At 67.7% G+C, this 17,915-nt stretch carries 16 protein-coding genes; 13 read left to right on the top strand and 3 right to left on the bottom strand.

Annotated features, from left to right (window positions below; translation table 11 throughout):
• The 9 genes from JZ791_RS31010 to JZ791_RS30970 all read left to right on the top strand — a co-directional run.
• Positions 1-334, top strand: a 334-nt coding sequence (locus JZ791_RS31010; RefSeq protein ID WP_216899202.1) for a laccase domain-containing protein, incomplete at its 5' end; no start/stop codon positions are given.
• Between the two features lie 58 nt (positions 335-392).
• Positions 393-1,145 (top strand): YggS family pyridoxal phosphate-dependent enzyme, encoded by a 753-nt coding sequence (locus tag JZ791_RS31005; protein WP_216899200.1) that lies wholly within the window; start codon positions 393-395, stop codon positions 1,143-1,145.
• A 196-nt stretch (positions 1,146-1,341) separates the two neighbouring features.
• On the top strand, positions 1,342-2,193 hold the full coding sequence (locus tag JZ791_RS31000) for a cell division protein SepF (protein ID WP_216899198.1): 852 nt from the start codon (positions 1,342-1,344) through the stop codon (positions 2,191-2,193).
• 123 nt (positions 2,194-2,316) lie between these two features.
• Positions 2,317-2,619 carry a YggT family protein gene (locus JZ791_RS30995; protein ID WP_216899196.1) on the top strand — a complete coding sequence of 101 codons (303 nt, stop codon included), beginning with the start codon at positions 2,317-2,319 and terminating at the stop codon, positions 2,617-2,619.
• 74 nt (positions 2,620-2,693) lie between these two features.
• Complete coding sequence (gene wag31, locus JZ791_RS30990) at positions 2,694-3,515, top strand: DivIVA-like cell division protein Wag31 (protein WP_216899194.1); 822 nt, start codon at positions 2,694-2,696, stop codon at positions 3,513-3,515.
• Positions 3,516-3,590: 75 nt separating this feature from the next.
• Positions 3,591-3,791 carry a hypothetical protein gene (locus tag JZ791_RS30985; RefSeq protein ID WP_216899192.1) on the top strand — a complete coding sequence of 67 codons (201 nt, stop codon included), beginning with the start codon at positions 3,591-3,593 and terminating at the stop codon, positions 3,789-3,791.
• A 294-nt stretch (positions 3,792-4,085) separates the two neighbouring features.
• Entirely contained in the window at positions 4,086-7,391 is a 3,306-nt protein-coding gene (gene ileS, locus JZ791_RS30980) for an isoleucine--tRNA ligase (RefSeq protein WP_216899191.1), read from the top strand.
• Positions 7,392-7,536: 145 nt separating this feature from the next.
• Complete coding sequence (locus JZ791_RS30975) at positions 7,537-7,875, top strand: YciI family protein (RefSeq protein WP_216899190.1); 339 nt, start codon at positions 7,537-7,539, stop codon at positions 7,873-7,875.
• A gap of 190 nt (positions 7,876-8,065) precedes the next feature.
• Positions 8,066-8,704 (top strand): DUF998 domain-containing protein, encoded by a 639-nt coding sequence (locus JZ791_RS30970; RefSeq protein WP_216899188.1) that lies wholly within the window; start codon positions 8,066-8,068, stop codon positions 8,702-8,704.
• 20 nt (positions 8,705-8,724) lie between these two features.
• Here JZ791_RS30970 and JZ791_RS30965 read toward each other — a convergent pair whose 3' ends face one another.
• Both JZ791_RS30965 and JZ791_RS30960 read right to left on the bottom strand, forming a co-directional pair.
• On the bottom strand, positions 8,725-9,387 hold the full coding sequence (locus tag JZ791_RS30965; RefSeq protein ID WP_216899186.1) for a VOC family protein: 663 nt from the start codon (positions 9,385-9,387) through the stop codon (positions 8,725-8,727).
• A 52-nt stretch (positions 9,388-9,439) separates the two neighbouring features.
• The gene (locus tag JZ791_RS30960) at positions 9,440-11,098 is read right to left on the bottom strand and encodes a PucR family transcriptional regulator (protein ID WP_308163175.1); all 1,659 of its coding nucleotides are present in this window, start codon (positions 11,096-11,098) and stop codon (positions 9,440-9,442) included.
• A gap of 88 nt (positions 11,099-11,186) precedes the next feature.
• Between JZ791_RS30960 and pruA the strand changes: the two genes are divergently transcribed.
• The 4 genes from pruA (at position 11,187) to JZ791_RS46305 (ending at position 16,458) form a co-directional block, all read left to right on the top strand.
• Positions 11,187-12,833 (top strand): L-glutamate gamma-semialdehyde dehydrogenase, encoded by a 1,647-nt coding sequence (pruA, locus tag JZ791_RS30955; protein WP_216899183.1) that lies wholly within the window; start codon positions 11,187-11,189, stop codon positions 12,831-12,833.
• Positions 12,834-12,902: 69 nt separating this feature from the next.
• The gene (locus JZ791_RS30950) at positions 12,903-13,868 is read left to right on the top strand and encodes a proline dehydrogenase family protein (protein ID WP_254206637.1); all 966 of its coding nucleotides are present in this window, start codon (positions 12,903-12,905) and stop codon (positions 13,866-13,868) included.
• Between the two features lie 308 nt (positions 13,869-14,176).
• Positions 14,177-15,508, top strand: coding sequence for an MFS transporter (locus JZ791_RS30945; RefSeq protein ID WP_216899181.1), 1,332 nt, complete (start codon positions 14,177-14,179; stop codon positions 15,506-15,508).
• Between the two features lie 326 nt (positions 15,509-15,834).
• The gene (locus JZ791_RS46305; protein ID WP_305802138.1) at positions 15,835-16,458 is read left to right on the top strand and encodes a C40 family peptidase; all 624 of its coding nucleotides are present in this window, start codon (positions 15,835-15,837) and stop codon (positions 16,456-16,458) included.
• A gap of 386 nt (positions 16,459-16,844) precedes the next feature.
• Here the strand turns inward: JZ791_RS46305 and JZ791_RS30935 are convergent, their stop codons facing one another.
• On the bottom strand, positions 16,845-17,723 hold the full coding sequence (locus JZ791_RS30935; protein ID WP_216899179.1) for a UTP--glucose-1-phosphate uridylyltransferase: 879 nt from the start codon (positions 17,721-17,723) through the stop codon (positions 16,845-16,847).
• Positions 17,724-17,915: the final 192 nt, after the last annotated feature.

The raw sequence follows: 17,915 nt of genomic DNA, 5'->3' as shown, positions 1-17,915 counted from the left end.
GGAGGCGATGGTCTCGGTGGGCGCCCGGCCCGAGCGGATCGGTGCGTTCCTGGGTCCGGCGGCCAGCGGTCGTCGGTACGAGGTGCCCGCGGCCATGCGCGCGGATGTCGAGGCGCATCTGCCCGGCAGCGCCACCACCACCGCCAAGGGCACCCCCGGCCTGGATCTGCGCGCGGGCATCCGCCGCCAGCTCGAGGCGGCCGGGGTGAGCGCCGTCGCGGTCGATCCCCGCTGCACCATCGAGGATGCGACCCTGTTCAGCCACCGACGCGGTGCGCCGACGGGGCGGTTGGCCGGGGTCATCTGGATGGAGGAGCAGGGCGCCGCGGTATGACATCCCCTGACACGCCCGGGCCGATCGTGATGACTGTCGCATTCGAGAAAGAGGGACTATGACGGGCGAATCGGCCGGCGCCGCTACGGAATCCGGGACCCGCACGCAGGCGCTGTCGAGCGCGCTGACGGGTCTGCTGGAACGTATCGACGCGGCGTGCCGCGCGGCGGGACGTGATCCGGCGCGGGTGCGGCTGCTGCCGGTGACCAAGTTCTTTCCGGCCTCCGACGTGGCGATTCTCTATCGGCTGGGTCGTCGTGAATTCGGTGAGTCGCGCGAACAGGAGGCCGGTGCGAAGGTCGCCGAATTGGCCGATCTGCCCGATATTCAGTGGCATATGATCGGCCACCTCCAGCGCAACAAGGCAAAAGCGGTTGCCCGGTGGGCGCATACGGTCCATTCGGTGGACAGTTCCCGGCTGATAACGGCCCTTGACGTCGGTGTGCGCGCCGCTCGCGAGGCGGGTTATCGCGACACGCCGCTGCGTGTGTTGCTACAGGTCAGCCTCGACCGTGATCCGACCCGCGGCGGCGTGGCAGCGGACGATTTGCCCGCTTTGGCCGATCAGGTCGACAAATCGGAAAACCTGCAGCTCGGAGGCCTGATGGCGGTCCCACCACTGGATGCCGATCCGGAGCCGGAGTTTGCTCGGCTGGCCGAATTGCACGCCCGATTGTTGAAGCGACACCCCATGGGGACCGAGCTTTCCGCAGGCATGTCGGCAGATCTGGAGGCCGCGATCCGACACGGCTCCACCTGTGTGCGTGTCGGTACTGCCTTGATGGGCGCTCGACCGATAACCTCGGGATAGCAAAGAAACCTCACCAGTCACATTCGAAACATATGCTTGGGGCTGACGAGGACGAGCAGGACTTCACCCCAGGGCCAGCCGGGGCCGTAGGAAGGTCGACCAGGATGAGCGAGCGCAGCGAGCGGAACGCCAGCGCGGCCACGAGCGTTCTCGTGCTGGGGGCGAGTGCCCATGAGGTGGAAGTCGAGGTGGGTAAATGAGTACGCTGCACCGATTCAAGGCTTATTTCGGGATGGTTCCGCTCGAGGAGTACGAGGACGACTACGTCGACGATCGTGCGCCCCGGGACGATCGCGCTCCCCGGGGAGAGGAGCGCGGTCGCGGCCGTTCGCAGGAGTTCGCCGAGCCTCGCTACGAGTCCGCGCCCCGGTACGAGTCCGGCGCGTCGCGGCCCCGGTTCGGCGACGACCGCTACGGCGAGGGCTTCCAGTCCGAGCAGAGCTACCCCGAGCCCGCGTACAAGGCGCCGTATCAGCCCGGATACACCGTGTCCCGGCGCAGCGAATTCGGCGAGGACCCCTACGCCGACGACCGCTACGACGCGTCGCGCCGTCCCACTCGCATCGATTCGGCCCCGTCGGGCCGTTCCCGCGGCCTGGGCTCCAGTCCGTCCGGGTCGTCCGGGGCTTCCATGATCCGCGGCACCACGCACGGTGCGCTCGCGGTCGACCCCGAGGTCGAGCGCAGGATGGAAGAGCGGCGGCTGGAGGAGCGCGCGCGTTTCGAGCCGGCCCCGCGCCGCTCGCCGGTCTTCGAGGACGGAGGCCCCTTGTCCAAGATCACGACCCTGCGCCCGCGCACCTTCACCGAGGCGGCGATCATCGGTGAGCGATTCCGCGACGGTACGCCCGTGATCATGGACCTGGTGGAGATGAGCAACGCCGACGCCCGCCGCCTGGTCGATTTCGCCGCGGGGCTGGCGTTCGCGCTGCGCGGCTCGTTCGACAAGGTGGCCACCAAGGTGTTTCTGCTCTCACCGGCCGATGTGGACGTATCGGCCGAGGAACGCCGCCGCATCGCCGAAACCGGCTTCTACAACCAGAAATAACGCTCTGATCGGACGTTGCGTCCCGGCTGTGACCTCGGCCGATACGTGACGCGCGGGGGATGCCGCGCCGTGGGACCGGCGCGGGGTGTTTGCAGGACACCGAATCTAAGGCAGAGTGGGCTGGTGGCCCTGTTCAGTGTGTTGAACTACCTGCTGTTCGTCTTCTGGTTGCTGCTCATCAGCCGGATCATCGTCGAGTTCATCCGTAGCTTCGCGCGCGAGTGGCATCCTCGAGGCGTTGTCGCGATCGTGCTGGAGGTGGTCTTCACGATCACCGATCCGCCGGTGAAACTCCTGAGACGGCTGATACCGCCGGTGAACTTGGGAGGAATTCGCCTGGACCTGTCGATTATGGTGTTGATATTCATCGTCTTCATCTTGATGTCGGTCACCGGCAGCCTTGGGCAGCAGCACGCTCCGGTGTGACAGAATGGGATCGAGAAGAATAGCTTGCTAGATCTACCGCTAGACCTCCGTACGAAGCGTGAAGGGATCCTTCCATGCCGCTGACCCCAGCCGATGTGCACAACGTCGCGTTCAGCAAACCGCCGATCGGGAAGCGGGGCTACAACGAGGATGAAGTCGACGCCTTCCTCGACTTGGTCGAGCAGGAGCTCTCACGTCTCATCGAGGAGAACGCGGACCTGCGCCAGCGGGTTGCCGAACTCGATGCGGAACTGTCCGATGCCAAGGTGGCCCCCCGCCCGGCACCCCAGGCGGTGAAACCGATTCCCCCGCAGCCGGAGCCGCCCAAGCCTCAGCCGATCACCGCGCCGCCCATGCCGGTCGCCGCCCCCGCCCCCAAGGACGCCGCGGACGCGAACCTACAGGCGGCCAAGGTGCTCAGCCTGGCCCAGGAGATGGCCGACAGGCTCACCACCGACGCCAAGAGCGAGGCCGAGCAGCTGCTCGCGAACGCTCGCGCAAACTCCGAGCGACTGGTCAGCGAGGCCCGCAGCCGGGCCGAGGGCATGGTGTCCGAGGCGCGCCAGAAGGCCGACACCCTGCTGGCCGACGCGCAGAACCGCTCCGACAGCCAGCTGCGCCAGGCCAAGGAAAACGCCGACGCCCTGGAGAATGAGGCGCAGCGCAAGCACACCGAGATCATGGCGACCATCACCCAGCAGCGCAGCGTGCTGGAGAGCCGGATCGAGCAGCTCAAGACCTTCGAACGTGAGTACCGGGTGCGGCTGAAGTCGTACCTGGAATCACAGCTCGAGGAGTTGGAGAACCGTGGTTCGGCCGTGCCGGTCGACGGCGGCGATGGGTTCGAAGGTGCCAACAACCACGCTCCGGCGTCATTCGCCAAGGGCGGCAACTAAAAAAACCCGGACCGGGCGTTCTACGCAGTTCTGGTCGCAAGTCCGTCGAGCCGCTAGGCCCGCCTAGGGGGTGACATGCTCGTCCTGACACTCGTCCTCGCGGCGATCGGTTTTGCCCTGCTGGTGGCCGCATTGACCACCGGTTCAGTGGTGTGGGCGTGGGGGTGCATCGTGGTATGTGTGATTGGCGCGGTGTTGTTGCTGGTCAGTGCCCTCTCGATGCGTGATTCCGACGACGATTCCCAGTCCCGCCCCGGTCGTCACGCCAGACGATGAGCCTGGCCGAAAATAGTGTTGACCGCTGTGGCTACAATCAAACCTGAACTACGGCATTGATCCGGCGATCACCGGGGAGCCTTCGGAAGAACGGCGTCGCCCACCGCGGCGCCCAGTAGAACCGAACGGGTGAGCCCGTCACAGCTCGCAACGAGAGGTCCGCATCTATCACCGTATCGGTGGCGGACAAGCGGGGTGGTACCGCGGTTTTCGGCGCACCGGCGCCAATTATCGTCCCCGTGCCCATTGGCTGCGCCGTACCGGCGCACGACGGCACGAGGAGAGCGTCCCGAGATGGCGGACGAGACAACCCCCCGCAACGCAGTGCCCGACGAGGACTCCGCGGCGCCCGAGCTTACCCGCCCCACCGGCTCACCCTCCCCTTCCCAGGCCCGCGACGGCTATCCCCGCGTCGATCTGGGTGCGAGCGGCCAGGTGTCCTTCCCCGATCTGGAGCGGCGTGTCCTGGACTATTGGACGGCCGACGACACCTTCCGCGCCAGCATCCAGAACCGTTCGGACGCCGAGGAGTTCGTCTTCTACGACGGCCCCCCGTTCGCCAACGGTTTGCCTCATTACGGACATCTGCTGACCGGCTATGTCAAGGATTTGATCCCGCGATTCCAGACGATGCGCGGTAAGAAGGTCGATCGGCGATTCGGCTGGGATACCCATGGGTTGCCCGCAGAACTGGAAGCGGAGAAACAGCTCGGTATCACGGACAAATCACAGATCGATGTGATGGGCCTTGCAAATTTCAATGCCGCGGTGAAATCCTCGGTACTTCGATACACCGGTGAGTGGCGCGATTATGTGACCCGCCAGGCCCGTTGGGTGGATTTCGACAACGACTACAAGACCCTGGACCTCGACTTCATGGAGTCGGTCATGTGGGCATTCAAGACGCTGTACGACAAAGGCCTTATCTACCAGGGCTTCCGGGTTCTGCCCTACAGTTGGTACGAGCAGACGCCGCTGTCCAACCAGGAGACCCGCCTGGACGACGCGTACAAGATGCGGCAGGACCCGGCCGTCACCGTGGACATGGTTCTGCGGGTGCCGGGCGACAACCCGGACCATCCGCTGCACGCGCTGGACGGCGTCAACGCGCTGATCTGGACCACCACACCGTGGACGCTGCCGTCCAACCTGGCGATCGCCGTTCATCCGGACGTCACCTACGTGCAGGTGCGCGCGGCGGACGGGAAGCGGTACCTGCTTGCCGCCGAACGCGTCTCGCACTACGAGCGGGAGTTCGGCGCCGACGCCGAGGTGCTCGGGGAGTACTCCGGCGCGGCGCTGGCCGATCTGCGCTACGAGCCGCCGTTCGACTTCTTCGCCGGACATCCGAACGCGCATCGCGTACTGACCGCCGACTACGTCACCACCGACTCCGGCACCGGAATCGTCCACCTCGCACCGGCGTTCGGTGAGGAGGATATGGACGTCGCGTCGGCCAACGGGATCGAGTTGGTGCAGCCGCTGGATCCCGGCGGCAAGTTCACCTCGATGGTGCCGCCGTACGAGGGTCTGATGGTCTTCGACGCCAACCCGGTGATCATCAAGGATCTCAAGGCGTCCGGAAAGCTGTTGCGACACGAGACGATCGAGCACTCCTATCCGCACAGCTGGCGGTCCGGGCAGCCGCTGATCTACATGGCGGTGCCGTCCTGGTTCGTGGCGGTGACCAAGTTCCGCGACCGGATGGTGGAGCTGAACCAGCAGATCACCTGGGTGCCCGAGCACATCCGCGACGGCCAGTTCGGCAAGTGGCTCGAGGGCGCGCGGGATTGGAACGTCAGCCGGAACCGCTACTGGGGCAGCCCGATCCCGGTGTGGATCTCCGACGACCCGTCCTATCCGCGGACGGACGTCTACGGCTCTCTGGACGAGCTACACCGTGATTTCGGCGTGCGCCCGGACGATCTGCACCGGCCCGGCATCGATGAGCTGGTGCGGCCGAATCCCGATGACCCGACCGGCAAGTCGATGATGCGGCGGGTGCCGGAGGTGCTGGACTGCTGGTTCGACTCCGGGTCGATGCCCTTCGCGCAGGTGCACTACCCGTTCGAGAACAAGGACTGGTTCGACGGGACATCCACCGAGGCAGGCCACAATCCGGCCGATTTCATCGTCGAGTACATCGGCCAGACCCGCGGCTGGTTCTACCTGCTGCACGTGCTGGCCACCGGGCTGTTCGACCGTCCGGCGTTCAAGTCGGTTGTCTCGCACGGCATCGTGCTCGGCGACGACGGCCTGAAGATGTCCAAGTCCAAGGGCAACTACCCGGACGTCAACGAGGTGTTCGACCGCGACGGCTCGGACGCGATGCGCTGGTTCCTGATGAGTTCGCCGATCCTGCGGGGCGGCAACCTCATCGTCACCGAGCGCGGCATCCGCGAGGGGGTGAGCCATGCGCTGCGCCCGCTGTGGAACGCGTGGACGTTCCTGCAGCTGTACGCCTCGAAGCCCGGTGTCACGCGCACGGATTCGCCGCATGTGCTGGATCGCTACATCCTGGCGAAGCTGGCCGCAGCACGCGATGTGATGACCGAGGCGCTCGAGGTGTTCGACATCGCGGGCGCCTGTGAGGAATTGCGCTCGTTCGCCGACGCGCTCACCAACTGGTATGTGCGCCGGTCGCGTTCGCGGTTCTGGGAGGAGGATCGCGACGCGATCGACACCCTGCACACGGTGCTCGAGGTGACCACGCGCCTGGCCGCGCCGCTGCTGCCGCTGACCAGCGAGGTCATCTGGCGGGGGCTGACCGGCGGGCGCTCGGTGCACCTGGCCGACTGGCCTTCGGACGCGGAGCTCGCGGAGCGTCCATCCCATTCGGACGTGGAGCTCGCGGAGCGTCCATCCCACTCGGCCGGGGTCCTTCCTCGTGATCCGGAGCTGGTGGCGGCGATGGACGAGGTGCGCACGGTGTGCTCGACGGCGCTGAGCCTGCGCAAGGCCCAGAACCTGCGGGTGCGCCTGCCGCTGTCGGAGGTCACGGTGGCGGCCGCCGATGCCGAGCGGCTGCGGCCCTTCGTCGATCTGATCGCCGATGAGGTCAACGTCAAGCGGGTCGACCTGACGACGGACGTCGCCGCGCACGGCCGCTTCGAACTGGTCGTCAACGCCCGTGCCGCCGGCCCGCGCCTGGGCAAGCAGGTGCAGACGGTGATCAAGGCGGTCAAGGCGGGCGAATGGTCCGAGAGCCCCGAGGGCGTGGTCAGCGCCGCCGGTGTGGACCTGTTGCCCGAGGAGTACACCCAGCGCCTGGTCGCGGCCGAACCCGAATCCACCGTCGCGCTGCCGGGCAATTCCGGTCTGGTGGTGCTGAATTCGGAGGTCACCGAGGAGCTCGAGGCCGAGGGTTGGGCCCGCGACCTGATCCGGGACCTTCAGGAGACTCGCAAGTCCCTGGGCCTGGACGTCTCCGACCGCATCACGGTGACCCTGGACGTCCCCGCCGACCGCGCCGCGTGGGCCGCCACGCACCGCGAACTGATCGCGGGCGAAATCCTCGCCACCACGCTGAATTTCGCCGACGCGGGTGCGGACGCCGCCGAGATCGTGGGCGGCGTACGGGTCGCGATCACCAAGGCCTGACGACGTTCCCGGCCGGGCAGGAGGTCGCCGCCCCCTGCCCGGCCGGTTCGTCTCGGGGACCGGCCGGATCCGGTGCACCGATGAATTTCGGGCGCACTCGAAGTCGGCACTGGTGAGCACGCGGACGAACCGAGGAGGAATTGGCATGCCGAAATTCGTGACGATCGGGTACGGCGACCGGGCAGGCTACGACAACACCGACGCGGCGGTGCGTGACGCCGCGCACGAGCACGACGCCCGCCTCCGGGCGGCGGGAGCCGATATGGGGATCGCGGGCACCCCTGTGCAGGTGCGCAACCATGACGACGCGGGCACGAGCGTGGACGACGGAGCGTTCATGTCCTCGGCGCTCCCGGTCGCCGGGTTCGGAATCATCGAAGCGGCGACCCTCGACGACGCCATCCGGCTGGTGTCCGGGACACCGTGCGCCGTCGCGCACGGAGTTGTCGAGGTCTGGCCATTGCTGGAGGCGCCTCGGGCATGAGCCCGGTTCACCCGTAGATCCTTGCCATCGGTGGCACGGTCATCCATCGGTTCGACGCCGCGCAGAGGTAGCAATTATCTGGCGAACTCGCGAGCGCGCCGGGGAATCCAGAGATCGGCATTCGTGAGCAGGTAAATTCTGGTGCGGGTGTCGTAGCTGTGCTCGGACGAGGGAGCGTAACGGAGGCTGGATGACCGACAGCGACCTGACCGCAACGATAACCACGGGCGTCCCGTGGTGGGTGACGGTCTCGGCGATGTTGACCCCCGCGACCGTCCTGGCCGTCGATATGGCGGGCCGGGTGCTACAGCCTACGTCCTACGATCCGCTGACCCAGACGCTCAGCGTCCTGGCCGGAAACGGTCGGACGGCGGGCATCGTCACGGTGGGCTTCTTCGTCACCGCGATGTGCTGCATTGTCACCGCGTGGGGGTTGCGGATGCTGCCGATCGCCTCGCGAGCCCTGCTCACGGCGGTCGGCTGCTGCGGGTTGCTGGTGGCGTGTGCGCCACAGCGGAATCATTCCCAGAACTCGGTGCACCTGTGCGCCGTCGTCCTGGGGGCCGTTCTGCTCGCGCTGTGGCCGTTGTCGACGATCCCGGCCTATCGCTTTTCGCTCAGGGTGTGCAGCGCGCCCATGGCGGTCACGGTCTCCGCCGTCTTCATGCTCCTGCTGGTCTGGACGGGGTACGAGGCCGTCGACGGTGGATTGCTGGGCCTGGCCGAGCGCGTCACGATCGTCGCCGAGATGTTCTGGCCGGTACCGGTGGTATTCGGCCTGCGCCGCGCCGTGCGCAGCGCGGAGCCTGGCCTGGACGAGGTCGGATAGGCGCGATTCGCCGGCCCGTGTCATAGCAGGGCGATGGGGCCCTTCGGTCCCTCCACCACGGCCGTCAGTGCCTCCCGGGTGCCGGGGCGCACCGCGATCGCGGTCCGGGGCGGGTCGTCCCCCTCGGCCACCTCGACCGAGACCGCCCGCAGCTGCGCGGATATCGTGTCCGGATCGGGGTGCACCGCGGTCAGCCGCAGCAGCTGAAGCCTCGGCAGAGCCAGCGAGGGGTGCGGGGTGCCGCCCCAATCGATGAGGAACGGAATCAGGCCGGTCGGTGATTCGGTGGTGAGCCGCCAGCGCAGCGTGTTGCCGGCGGGGGTCGTGCGGGACATCTCCGACGCGTCGCCCGGATCGAATCCCGCTGCCCGGACCGCGGTGATCGCCGTATTGATGTCCGACACTCGCACGGCCCACGACACCAGTTTCGACCCGGTCAGTGAGTCGATGTCGAACGGCCGGGGTTGCGCGGGCTCGGGTTGCTCCGGATCCGGCCCGATGATCTCCAGATATCCGCTGTTGAACAGGCCCAGGCCCAGGCCGAGGCCCAGGAGATAGTTCCGGGTCCCGCGCCCGGCGTGCTGACCGCCCGCGACGGGCGTGAGGCCCGTCAGCCGGGCCACCGTCTCGACGGTCTCGGACAAGCGCGGCGTCGCCAGCACCAGATGATCGAGTTCACTCACCCCACGAGCCTAGGGCCGGGCGCCGATCGCGGCCCGGCAACCGGTTGCGGCCTCAGACGCGGGCGCCCCGGGGCGACGGTGTGCTCTGGCGGTGTACGGCCAGCTGGATCTCCAGCAGGAGGCGGTCGGGGGCGTTGTCGAGGTCGAGGCCCAGGAGTTGGGTGGCGCGGCGGATCCGGTAGCGCAGGGTGTTCGGATGGATGTTCAGGGCGGTGGCGGCGGTGCGGACGTCGCCGCGGTGGGTGAGGTAGGCGTCGAGGCTCGAGCGCAGGTCGGCGGAGTATTTGCGGTCGTAGTCGATCAGCGTGTCCAGCCGGGGATCGCGCAGGTGGGGGTGGTCGGCGATGAGGGTGAGGATCTCGGCCAGCAGGACCGTGGTGCGGGAACCGGCCAGGGTGGTGACCGGTTCGGCGTCGGGGAGGTCGGCGGTGCGGTCCAGCACGCGGTCCACCTCGGCACGGGCGCGGGCGGCGTCGGACAGGCCGTCCACGGGGGCCGCGATGGCCGCGCGCAGGGGTAGTGCGGAGCGGTCGGCGAGCTGGACGATCACCTGACGGGTCCAAGCGGTCACGCGTTCGGCCGAATGGTGTTCGGGGAAAAGCACATACAGCCGATCACCGATGAGCGTGGTGACGCAGTCCTGGCGAAACGCGCTGGCGTGCAAGCGGAGTGTCACCACGCCACGGTGCATGTCGCTCCGGGACTGCTCGCTGTGTCTCTCATGCGGGGCGAAGCCGACCAGGGCCGCGTGTCCGTGCACGGCCATCCCGAACGCCTCGGCGAACGATGCCACGTCCACCTCGCCGCCGTGCTCGCCCAGCAGGCGCTGGATCAGCAGCGCGTCGGCGGTCGGCGCGTGCCGGGTGCGCCAGATGACCCGTCCGGCAATGGATGCCGCGCCGCGCAGTACCCGCGGGCTGTCGGTGCGCAGCGGCTCGGCGCCCTCCTGTACCCAGATCGTGCCGAGCACCGTGCGCTGGCGCACGCCCGGACCACCCGGCTCGCGGATGCCGATCGCGATGCGCCGCCGCGTCTCCCACTCAGATTGGGCCGGAACCTCCACGGCGTCACCGGAATTGCGCAGTCGATCGAAGATGCCCTCGCGTTGCAGCCAATGCATATATCCCGGCGGGCCCTGGCGGCCCAGCACCGACAGCCGCCGCACCGCGTCGGCGCCGGCGCTGCTGTCGGCCGAGTAGGCCAGCAGCCGGTACTGGTCGTCCTCGATGGTGACCAGTCCGTGGGTCGACTCGGCCACCGACTGCGCCAGGCCGAACAGATCGGTGTCCGGTGCCGGTGTCGAGGCCACCGTGCGCGGTCCGGCGCCGTGACCGGTGATCCGCTCGATGAGCGTGTGTACCATCTCCCAGCGCGCCTGCGGGTGCACCGCCACCAGGGCGACCCCGGCGTCGTGCGCGGCTTCGCGCACCTGGTCGGCGCCCTTGGAGAAGACCACACGCGGGCGGTACTGCGGCGGGCAGTGCCGCCCGAGTTCGCGCAGCCACCGCTGCGCGTCGGTGTCGCTCACCCCGACCTGGAGGTACACCTCCGGCAGGGGCTGACTCACCGCGGCGTCCGGGGCGGGGTCCTCCACGTCCAGGAAGGCCACGGATCGCACGGCGACCTCCTGACCCTCGGGCGCGTCGACCAGCGTGACAACGGTGCTGGTCAGCGCGGACAGCAGTTCCGACAGGGCTATGAAGCGGCTCACACTCTTCATTCAATCGGACGAAAATCCTCTGCGCAATTGGTTGGATCGGACAACGGCCACGAGGGTCGTGAGGTGTTTATTTCAGGCCATGGACGCGATCACCACGGTCCCCGCACCGTCCAACGAACCCGTGAACTCCTACGCACCCGGCAGCCCGGAACGAGCCCGGCTGCGCGCGGCCCTGACCGAGCTGGCCGCGACGCCCACCGAGGTCTGCCACGTGATCGACGGCCGCCACCGATCGGGTGCCGGGGCCGCGGTGAATGTGGTGCAACCGCACAACCACGCGGCCGTGCTGGGCACCCTGCACGTGGCCGAGCCCGGCGAGGCCCGGGACGCGGTGAACGCGGCCGTCGAGGCCGCATCCGCGTGGCGCGCACTGCCTTTCGACGAACGTGCCGCGATCTTCCTGCGCGCGGCGGATCTGCTGGCCGGGCCGTGGCGTGAAACCATCGCCGCCGCGACGATGCTCGGGCAGTCCAAGACCGCATACCAGGCAGAGATCGACGCGCCGTGCGAACTGGTCGACTTCTGGCGATTCAACGTGCACTTCGCCCGCGGGATCCTGGCCGGACAGCCGAATTCCTCTGCCGGAGTGTGGAATCGCACCGACTACCGCCCGCTGGAGGGCTTCGTCTACGCGATCACCCCGTTCAACTTCACCGCGATCGCCGGAAATCTGCCCACCGCACCGGCGTTGATGGGTAACACCGTGGTGTGGAAGCCGTCGCCGACCCAGGCCGTGGCCGCTTATCACACGATGCGGCTGCTCGAGGCGGCCGGACTGCCGGCGGGCGTGATCAACCTGGTGCACGGGCACGGACCCGAGGTGTCGGAGGCGGCGCTGACCGATCCGCGTTTGGCCGGAATCCATTTCACCGGTTCCACCCGCACGTTCCAGCACCTGTGGCGCGAGGTCGGCGGCAATATCGACCGCTATCGCGGATATCCGCGACTGGTCGGCGAGACCGGCGGCAAGGATTTCGTGCTCGCCCACCCCTCGGCGGACCCGGATGTGCTGACCACGGCGCTGATCCGCGGTGCGTACGAGTATCAGGGCCAGAAGTGCTCGGCCGCCTCGCGGGCGTTCGTGCCCCGTTCGGTGTGGGCGCGCATGGGCGCCGAACTCATCGACAAGGTCGGCGCGCTGCGCTATGGCGACATCACCGACTTCACGAATTTCGGTGGCGCGGTGATCGATCGGCGGGCCTTCGACCGCAACGCGGCCGCCCTCGAGCGCGCGAAGTCGACCCCGAGCCTGACGGTCGCCGCGGGCGGCGGCTGCGACGACAGCGTCGGCTACTTCGTGGAGCCCACACTGCTGCTGGGTGACGACCCGCTCGACGACGCCTTCCACACCGAGTATTTCGGCCCGATCCTGGCCGTCCACGTCTACGACGACGCCCGGCCCGGCGCCTTCGAGGACGTGCTGGGCCTGGTCGACTCCGGCGCGGCGTACGCGCTGACCGGGGCGGTCATCGCCACGGACCGGCACGCGGTGGAACAGGCCGGCGACGCACTGCGTTTCGCGGCCGGGAACTTCTACGTCAACGACAAACCGACCGGCGCGGTGGTGGGGCAGCAGCCCTTCGGCGGCGCCCGGGCCTCGGGCACGAACGACAAGGCCGGATCCGCGCTGAACCTGCTGCGATGGGCCTCGCCGCGGTCGATCAAGGAGACCTTCGTCCCGGCCACCGAACACGAATATCCGCATCAGGCAAGCGAATCCGACTAGACGAAAGGAGGGAGAAAGGTGAGTGCCGCATCTACGGACTCCGAAAGCTCCGCGGCTTGCCATCCCCGGCTGGTATTGACCAATCCGCTGCGGCCGGCTCTCTTGGCCGCGGCGCGTTCGCAACGCGCCGAACGAAGTATCACCAGGATGCCGGTCACCCGGCGCATCGTCGACAGGTTCGTCGCCGGGGACACCCGTGCCGCGGCGCTCACCTCGGTACGGGAGCTGTTGCGGCACAACCGTTTCGTCAGCATCGACTATCTGGGCGAAGACACCCTCGATCCGGCGCAGGCCGAGCGGGTGGTGCAGGAGTATCTACGCCTGATCGCCGATCTGGCGGAACTTCCGGTCGGCGATGTCGAACCGAACAGTGCACGGCCCCTGGAGGTTTCGGTCAAGTTGTCCGCGCTCGGGCAGGCGCTGCCCGGCGACGGCCATGCCGTGGCCCTGTGCAACGCCCACGTGATCGCCGACGCGGCCGCGTCGGCGGGGATCTGGATGACCGTCGACGCCGAGGACCACACCACCACCGATTCGACGTTGTCGATCGTGCGTGCGCTGCGCCGGGACCATCCGCAGACCGTCGGCACGGTGTTGCAGGCCTATCTGCGGCGCACCGAGGAAGACTGCCGCGCCTTCGCCGACGAGGGCGCGCGGATCCGGCTGTGCAAGGGTGCGTACAGCGAGCCGGAATCGGCCGCCTTCCGGCGCAAGCGCGAGGTCGATGCCTCCTATCTGCGGTGTCTGCGAATACTCATGCGGGGCAAGGGATATCCGATGGTCGCCACGCATGATCCGGCGATGATCGAGGCGGCCGCACTGCTGGCCACGGCGGCGCCGCGCGGCCGGGAGGACTTCGAGTTCCAGATGCTCTACGGCATCCGGCCCGCCGAACAGGAGCGGCTGATCGGCCTGGGGCAGCACCTGCGGGTGTACGTGCCGTTCGGCGATGAGTGGTACGGCTACTTCGTGCGGCGGCTGGCCGAGCGTCCGGCGAACCTGATGTTCTTCCTGCGTTCGGCCGCCCCCGAATAGTGATACAAGTCACTGGACCGATAATTAGTGGCATGTACCACCAAAACATGGCAGATGGTGATACAGTTCTCGTCGAGGCAGCGGACAGACACCGACTCGCTCCCACGATGAGGGGGGAGCGAGCAGGTGAGTCCCGAGAGATTTCCTGCAGTCCGGCGACGGCAGGAAAGTGACGCTGCTCGGCGGGTGCGATGCCCCTTCAGTGACGCCAAACTGGTCGCATCCGCCGAGTGGCGTTGAACCGTCTCATCTGCGGTCCCGTAGGTCACGTAGCATTACGCGGTTCGATCGATGTGATGAGGAATACGGTGACCGACTCAGCCTCTGCCGCCCCACCATTCTCCGGTGACGACGATGTCCCCGCGTCGCCGCGGATGTCGCAGCGGGCCATCGCGACCGCCAGTTTCATCGGTACCGCGATCGAGTTCTACGACTACTACATCTACGGCACCGCGGCGGCGCTGGTGCTCAACAAGCTGTTCTTCCCGTCGCTCTCGCCGGTGGCCGGGACGCTGGCCTCGCTGGCGACCTTCGCCCTGGGTTTCCTCGCCCGGCCGCTGGGCGCGATCATCTTCGGGCACTTCGGCGACCGCGTCGGGCGCAAGGCCACGCTGGTGTTCTCGCTGCTGCTGATGGGCCTGTCCACGGCGTTCATCGGCCTGCTGCCGAGCTATTCGAGTATCGGCATGGCCGCGCCGATCCTGCTGGTCGTGCTGCGGGTGCTGCAAGGTATCGGGTTGGGCGGCGAATGGGGCGGTGCGGCACTGCTTTCCACCGAATACGCACCGCCGGGTAAACGCGGGCTGTATGCCTCCGCGCCGCAGATGGGCTCGCCCATCGGCTTTTTCGTCGCCACCGCGCTGTTCTGGGCACTGTCGGCGTGGCTGCCCAAGGGTGCGTTCGACGCCTGGGGCTGGCGGGTGCCGTTCCTTCTGTCGTTCGTGATGGTGGCGATCGGACTGCGCATCCGGTTGCGCATCGCCGAGACTCCCGCGTTCGCGAAGTTCCTGGCCACACGCGGCGCGACCCGGATGCCGACCGTCGAGGTGGTCCGGCGCTATCCGAAGCAGTTGCTGCTGGGCGCGGGCGTCATCCTGGTGGTGTACGTGATGTTCTACACCGCCTCCACCTACTGCCTCACCTATGTCACGAAAAACCTTGGTATTCCTCGGAATACGGCGCTGGGGCTGTCGCTGATCGCGGTGACGGTGATGGGTGTGGCGACCTTCGTCGTGGCGCGGCAGTCGGACCTGATCGGCCGCCGCAAAATCCTGCTGCTGGGCGCGGGTTTCAGCCTGGTATGGAGCCTGGTCATGTTCCCGCTGCTGAACACCCGTAATCCTGTGCTGATCGCCGTCAGCCTGTCCGGGGCGCTGCTGGCCATGGGCATCGGCTGGGGTCCGGTGGCCGCGTATCTGCCCGAGCTGTTCGGTACCGATGTGCGCTACACCGGGGCGGGTATCGCCTACAACCTGGGCGGTGTGCTGGGCGGCGGCGCGGCCCCGCTGATCGTCGCCTCGCTGGGCCAGTACCACGGCACCACGGCGGTGGGCGTGTTCATGGCCGCGATGGCGTTGATCTCACTGCTGTCGATCCTCGCGCTGCCCGAGACGCGGCATCGGGATCTGGCGCAGATATAGCAATCGGCGCGCCGCAGGGGGAAATCGCGGCGCGCCGATCGTGATCATTTTGTGTACCCACGAATTGCCGCAGATCACACCCCTTAACGACTTCGTTATCCCTGGTCGGTGCCGGATTGTATCTTGTGTGACCGGTGGGGCGTACGGTACAACAGCTATGCCAGAGCAACTCTGACGGTCTAGTTGAGGTTCCATCCGTTCGACCCAGCTGAAATACATGCGCATCGCCAGGTCTGTCGTCCCGTCGAGATGCCCGTGGGGAAGCGGTCACTGTCGTCGAGTCGCCGGTCGTGGCGGTGGCGTGTGTCACCCCGAAGGGCGAGACCATGGCAAGTACGACACACCGCAGACCCTTGCGATACCTCTTGGCGACGCTGATGGGCACGCTGACCCTCGCGACGGTGGTCCAGACCGCCGCGCTGGGCACGGCCGCGGCCGATCCCGGCAGTATCCCCATCGAATCCGTCGCGAACTCCGGTAGCGCCGAGACCGGTAGCGCATCCGACCCTGTCGCCGGAGGTACGGGCAGCGCCTCCTCGGGGTCGGGCACCGGATCGGCGTCGGGCAGCGCGAGCGGTTCGGCAATGGTGCCGGTCTCCAGCCCGCGGGCCAGGACGGCGTTGTCGATCGCGCAGTCCCAGCTGGGCAAGCCCTACAAGTGGGGTGGCACGGGCCCGAACTCCTTCGATTGCTCCGGCCTGGTGCAATGGGCCTACCGCTGGGTGGGCATCTTCCTGCCGCGCACGACCTGGCAGCAGGCCAAAGCGGGCAGTGCGGTGCCGATCTGGGCGATTCAGCCGGGCGACGTGGTCATCGTGAACCGCGACGCCTCACACGAGGGCATCTACGTCGGCAACGGCATGGTGCTGAACGCATACGACTACGGGGTGGGCGTGGTCTACACGCCGATCACGCAGTTCCACATCTTCGCGATCCGCCGCTTCTTCTGAATCTTTGGCCTGTGTTTTTGGCCTCCGCTTCGCTCCGGCGGGTTTTCGGCGCCCTGAGGCGCGTCGGTCGGGCACCGCTGCTTGCTCCTTCGTCGCCTACGCAGCGGTACCCGACCGACGCGCCGCGCCGAAAACTCCATTGTTATTGCCTCCGCCTAGGAGTTCCGGCGTACAGAGACGATTCGCCGCTGGGCGCGTCGGTGGTCGCGTTGGCAGTGCAGTGCTCGGACGCAGACGGCATCCCCCTCCTTCTACTCGGCTTGGCGGTCGCTCCGGAGCGTGCTCGGCTCGAGGGCGCTCCGGAGCGCCGGTCTCGCGATCCGGCCGCCGAATCCGGCTCGCCTACCCGCGGTTCCGGCTGCCGCCCAGGAGGGGAGTGGTCAGGGTCAGTCGGTGACGAGCTGGCGCAGGCGGGGGCCGTACTGGGGGTGGGTCAGGGCCGAGGCGAACTGGGCGATGAGGTAGTCGGCGGGGTTGCCGGTGTCGTACCAGCGGCCGTGGATGACCTGGCCGTAGACCGCGTTCGCGGCGGCGAAGGCGTTGATCGCGTCGGTGAGGTAGACCTCGCCGGTGCGGTGCGAGTACCAGTCGGCGACCTGCTTGTCGAGTTCCTCGACGATGCCCGGGGTGACCACGTAGCCGCCGACCGCGGCGAAGGCCGACGGGGCGTCCTCGGGTTTGGGCTTCTCGACCAGGCCGGTGATCCGCATCAGGCCGTTGTCGAACGTCTCCTCCACGACCGGCACGCCGTAGCGGGCCGACTCGCCCGGCTCCATCGGCATCAGCGCCAGCACCGGGGATTTGGTCTTGTTGTACGCGTCGATGAGCTGCTGGGCGCGCGGCACCTCGGCGACGAAGACGTCGTCGGGCCACAGCACCAGCATCGGCTCGTCGCCCAGGTTGCGTGCGGCGTTCAGGACGGGGGTGCCGTTGCCGTAGGGGCCGTGCTGGTCCAGATAGGTGATGTGGCCCAAGCGACTCAACTCGCCGACCTCCTCCACCGCATCGGCGTAGGCCGCCTTGCCGTCCGCGCGCAACTGCGCCACCAGCGCCGGATTGGGCCGGAAGTGGTCCTGGATCAAGGACTTTCCGGCGCTCACCACGATGGTGATGTCGGTGATCCCCGAGGCGACCAGCTCGCGGACGGTGTGCTCGATCACCGGCTTGTCTCCGACCGGCAGCATCTCCTTCGGGATGGCCTTGGTCAAGGGCAGCAAGCGGGAGCCGATGCCCGCGGCGGGGATGACGGCCTTGCGGATGCTCATCGTCCGATCATCACATACGGCCACGACCGAATCTGTCGGTAGCCGAGCGTAGATTTCCGGGTATGAGCACCGAGGCCGACCCGGCTACGACGCGGCGAGGGCCTGGTCAGGGGTCGTACCCCGGGGTAGTCGCGGCGCGGGGCGGCGCGGGTGGGTTGCCGCCACCCGGTCAGGAACCCCGTGGCAATCCGT

It is taken from the genome of Nocardia alni (assembly GCF_019038435.1).
Lineage (GTDB): Bacteria > Actinomycetota > Actinomycetes > Mycobacteriales > Mycobacteriaceae > Nocardia > Nocardia alni.
The sequence above is the reverse complement of the archived record's forward strand: the minus strand, read 5'-3'. Positions and strand labels throughout refer to the sequence as shown.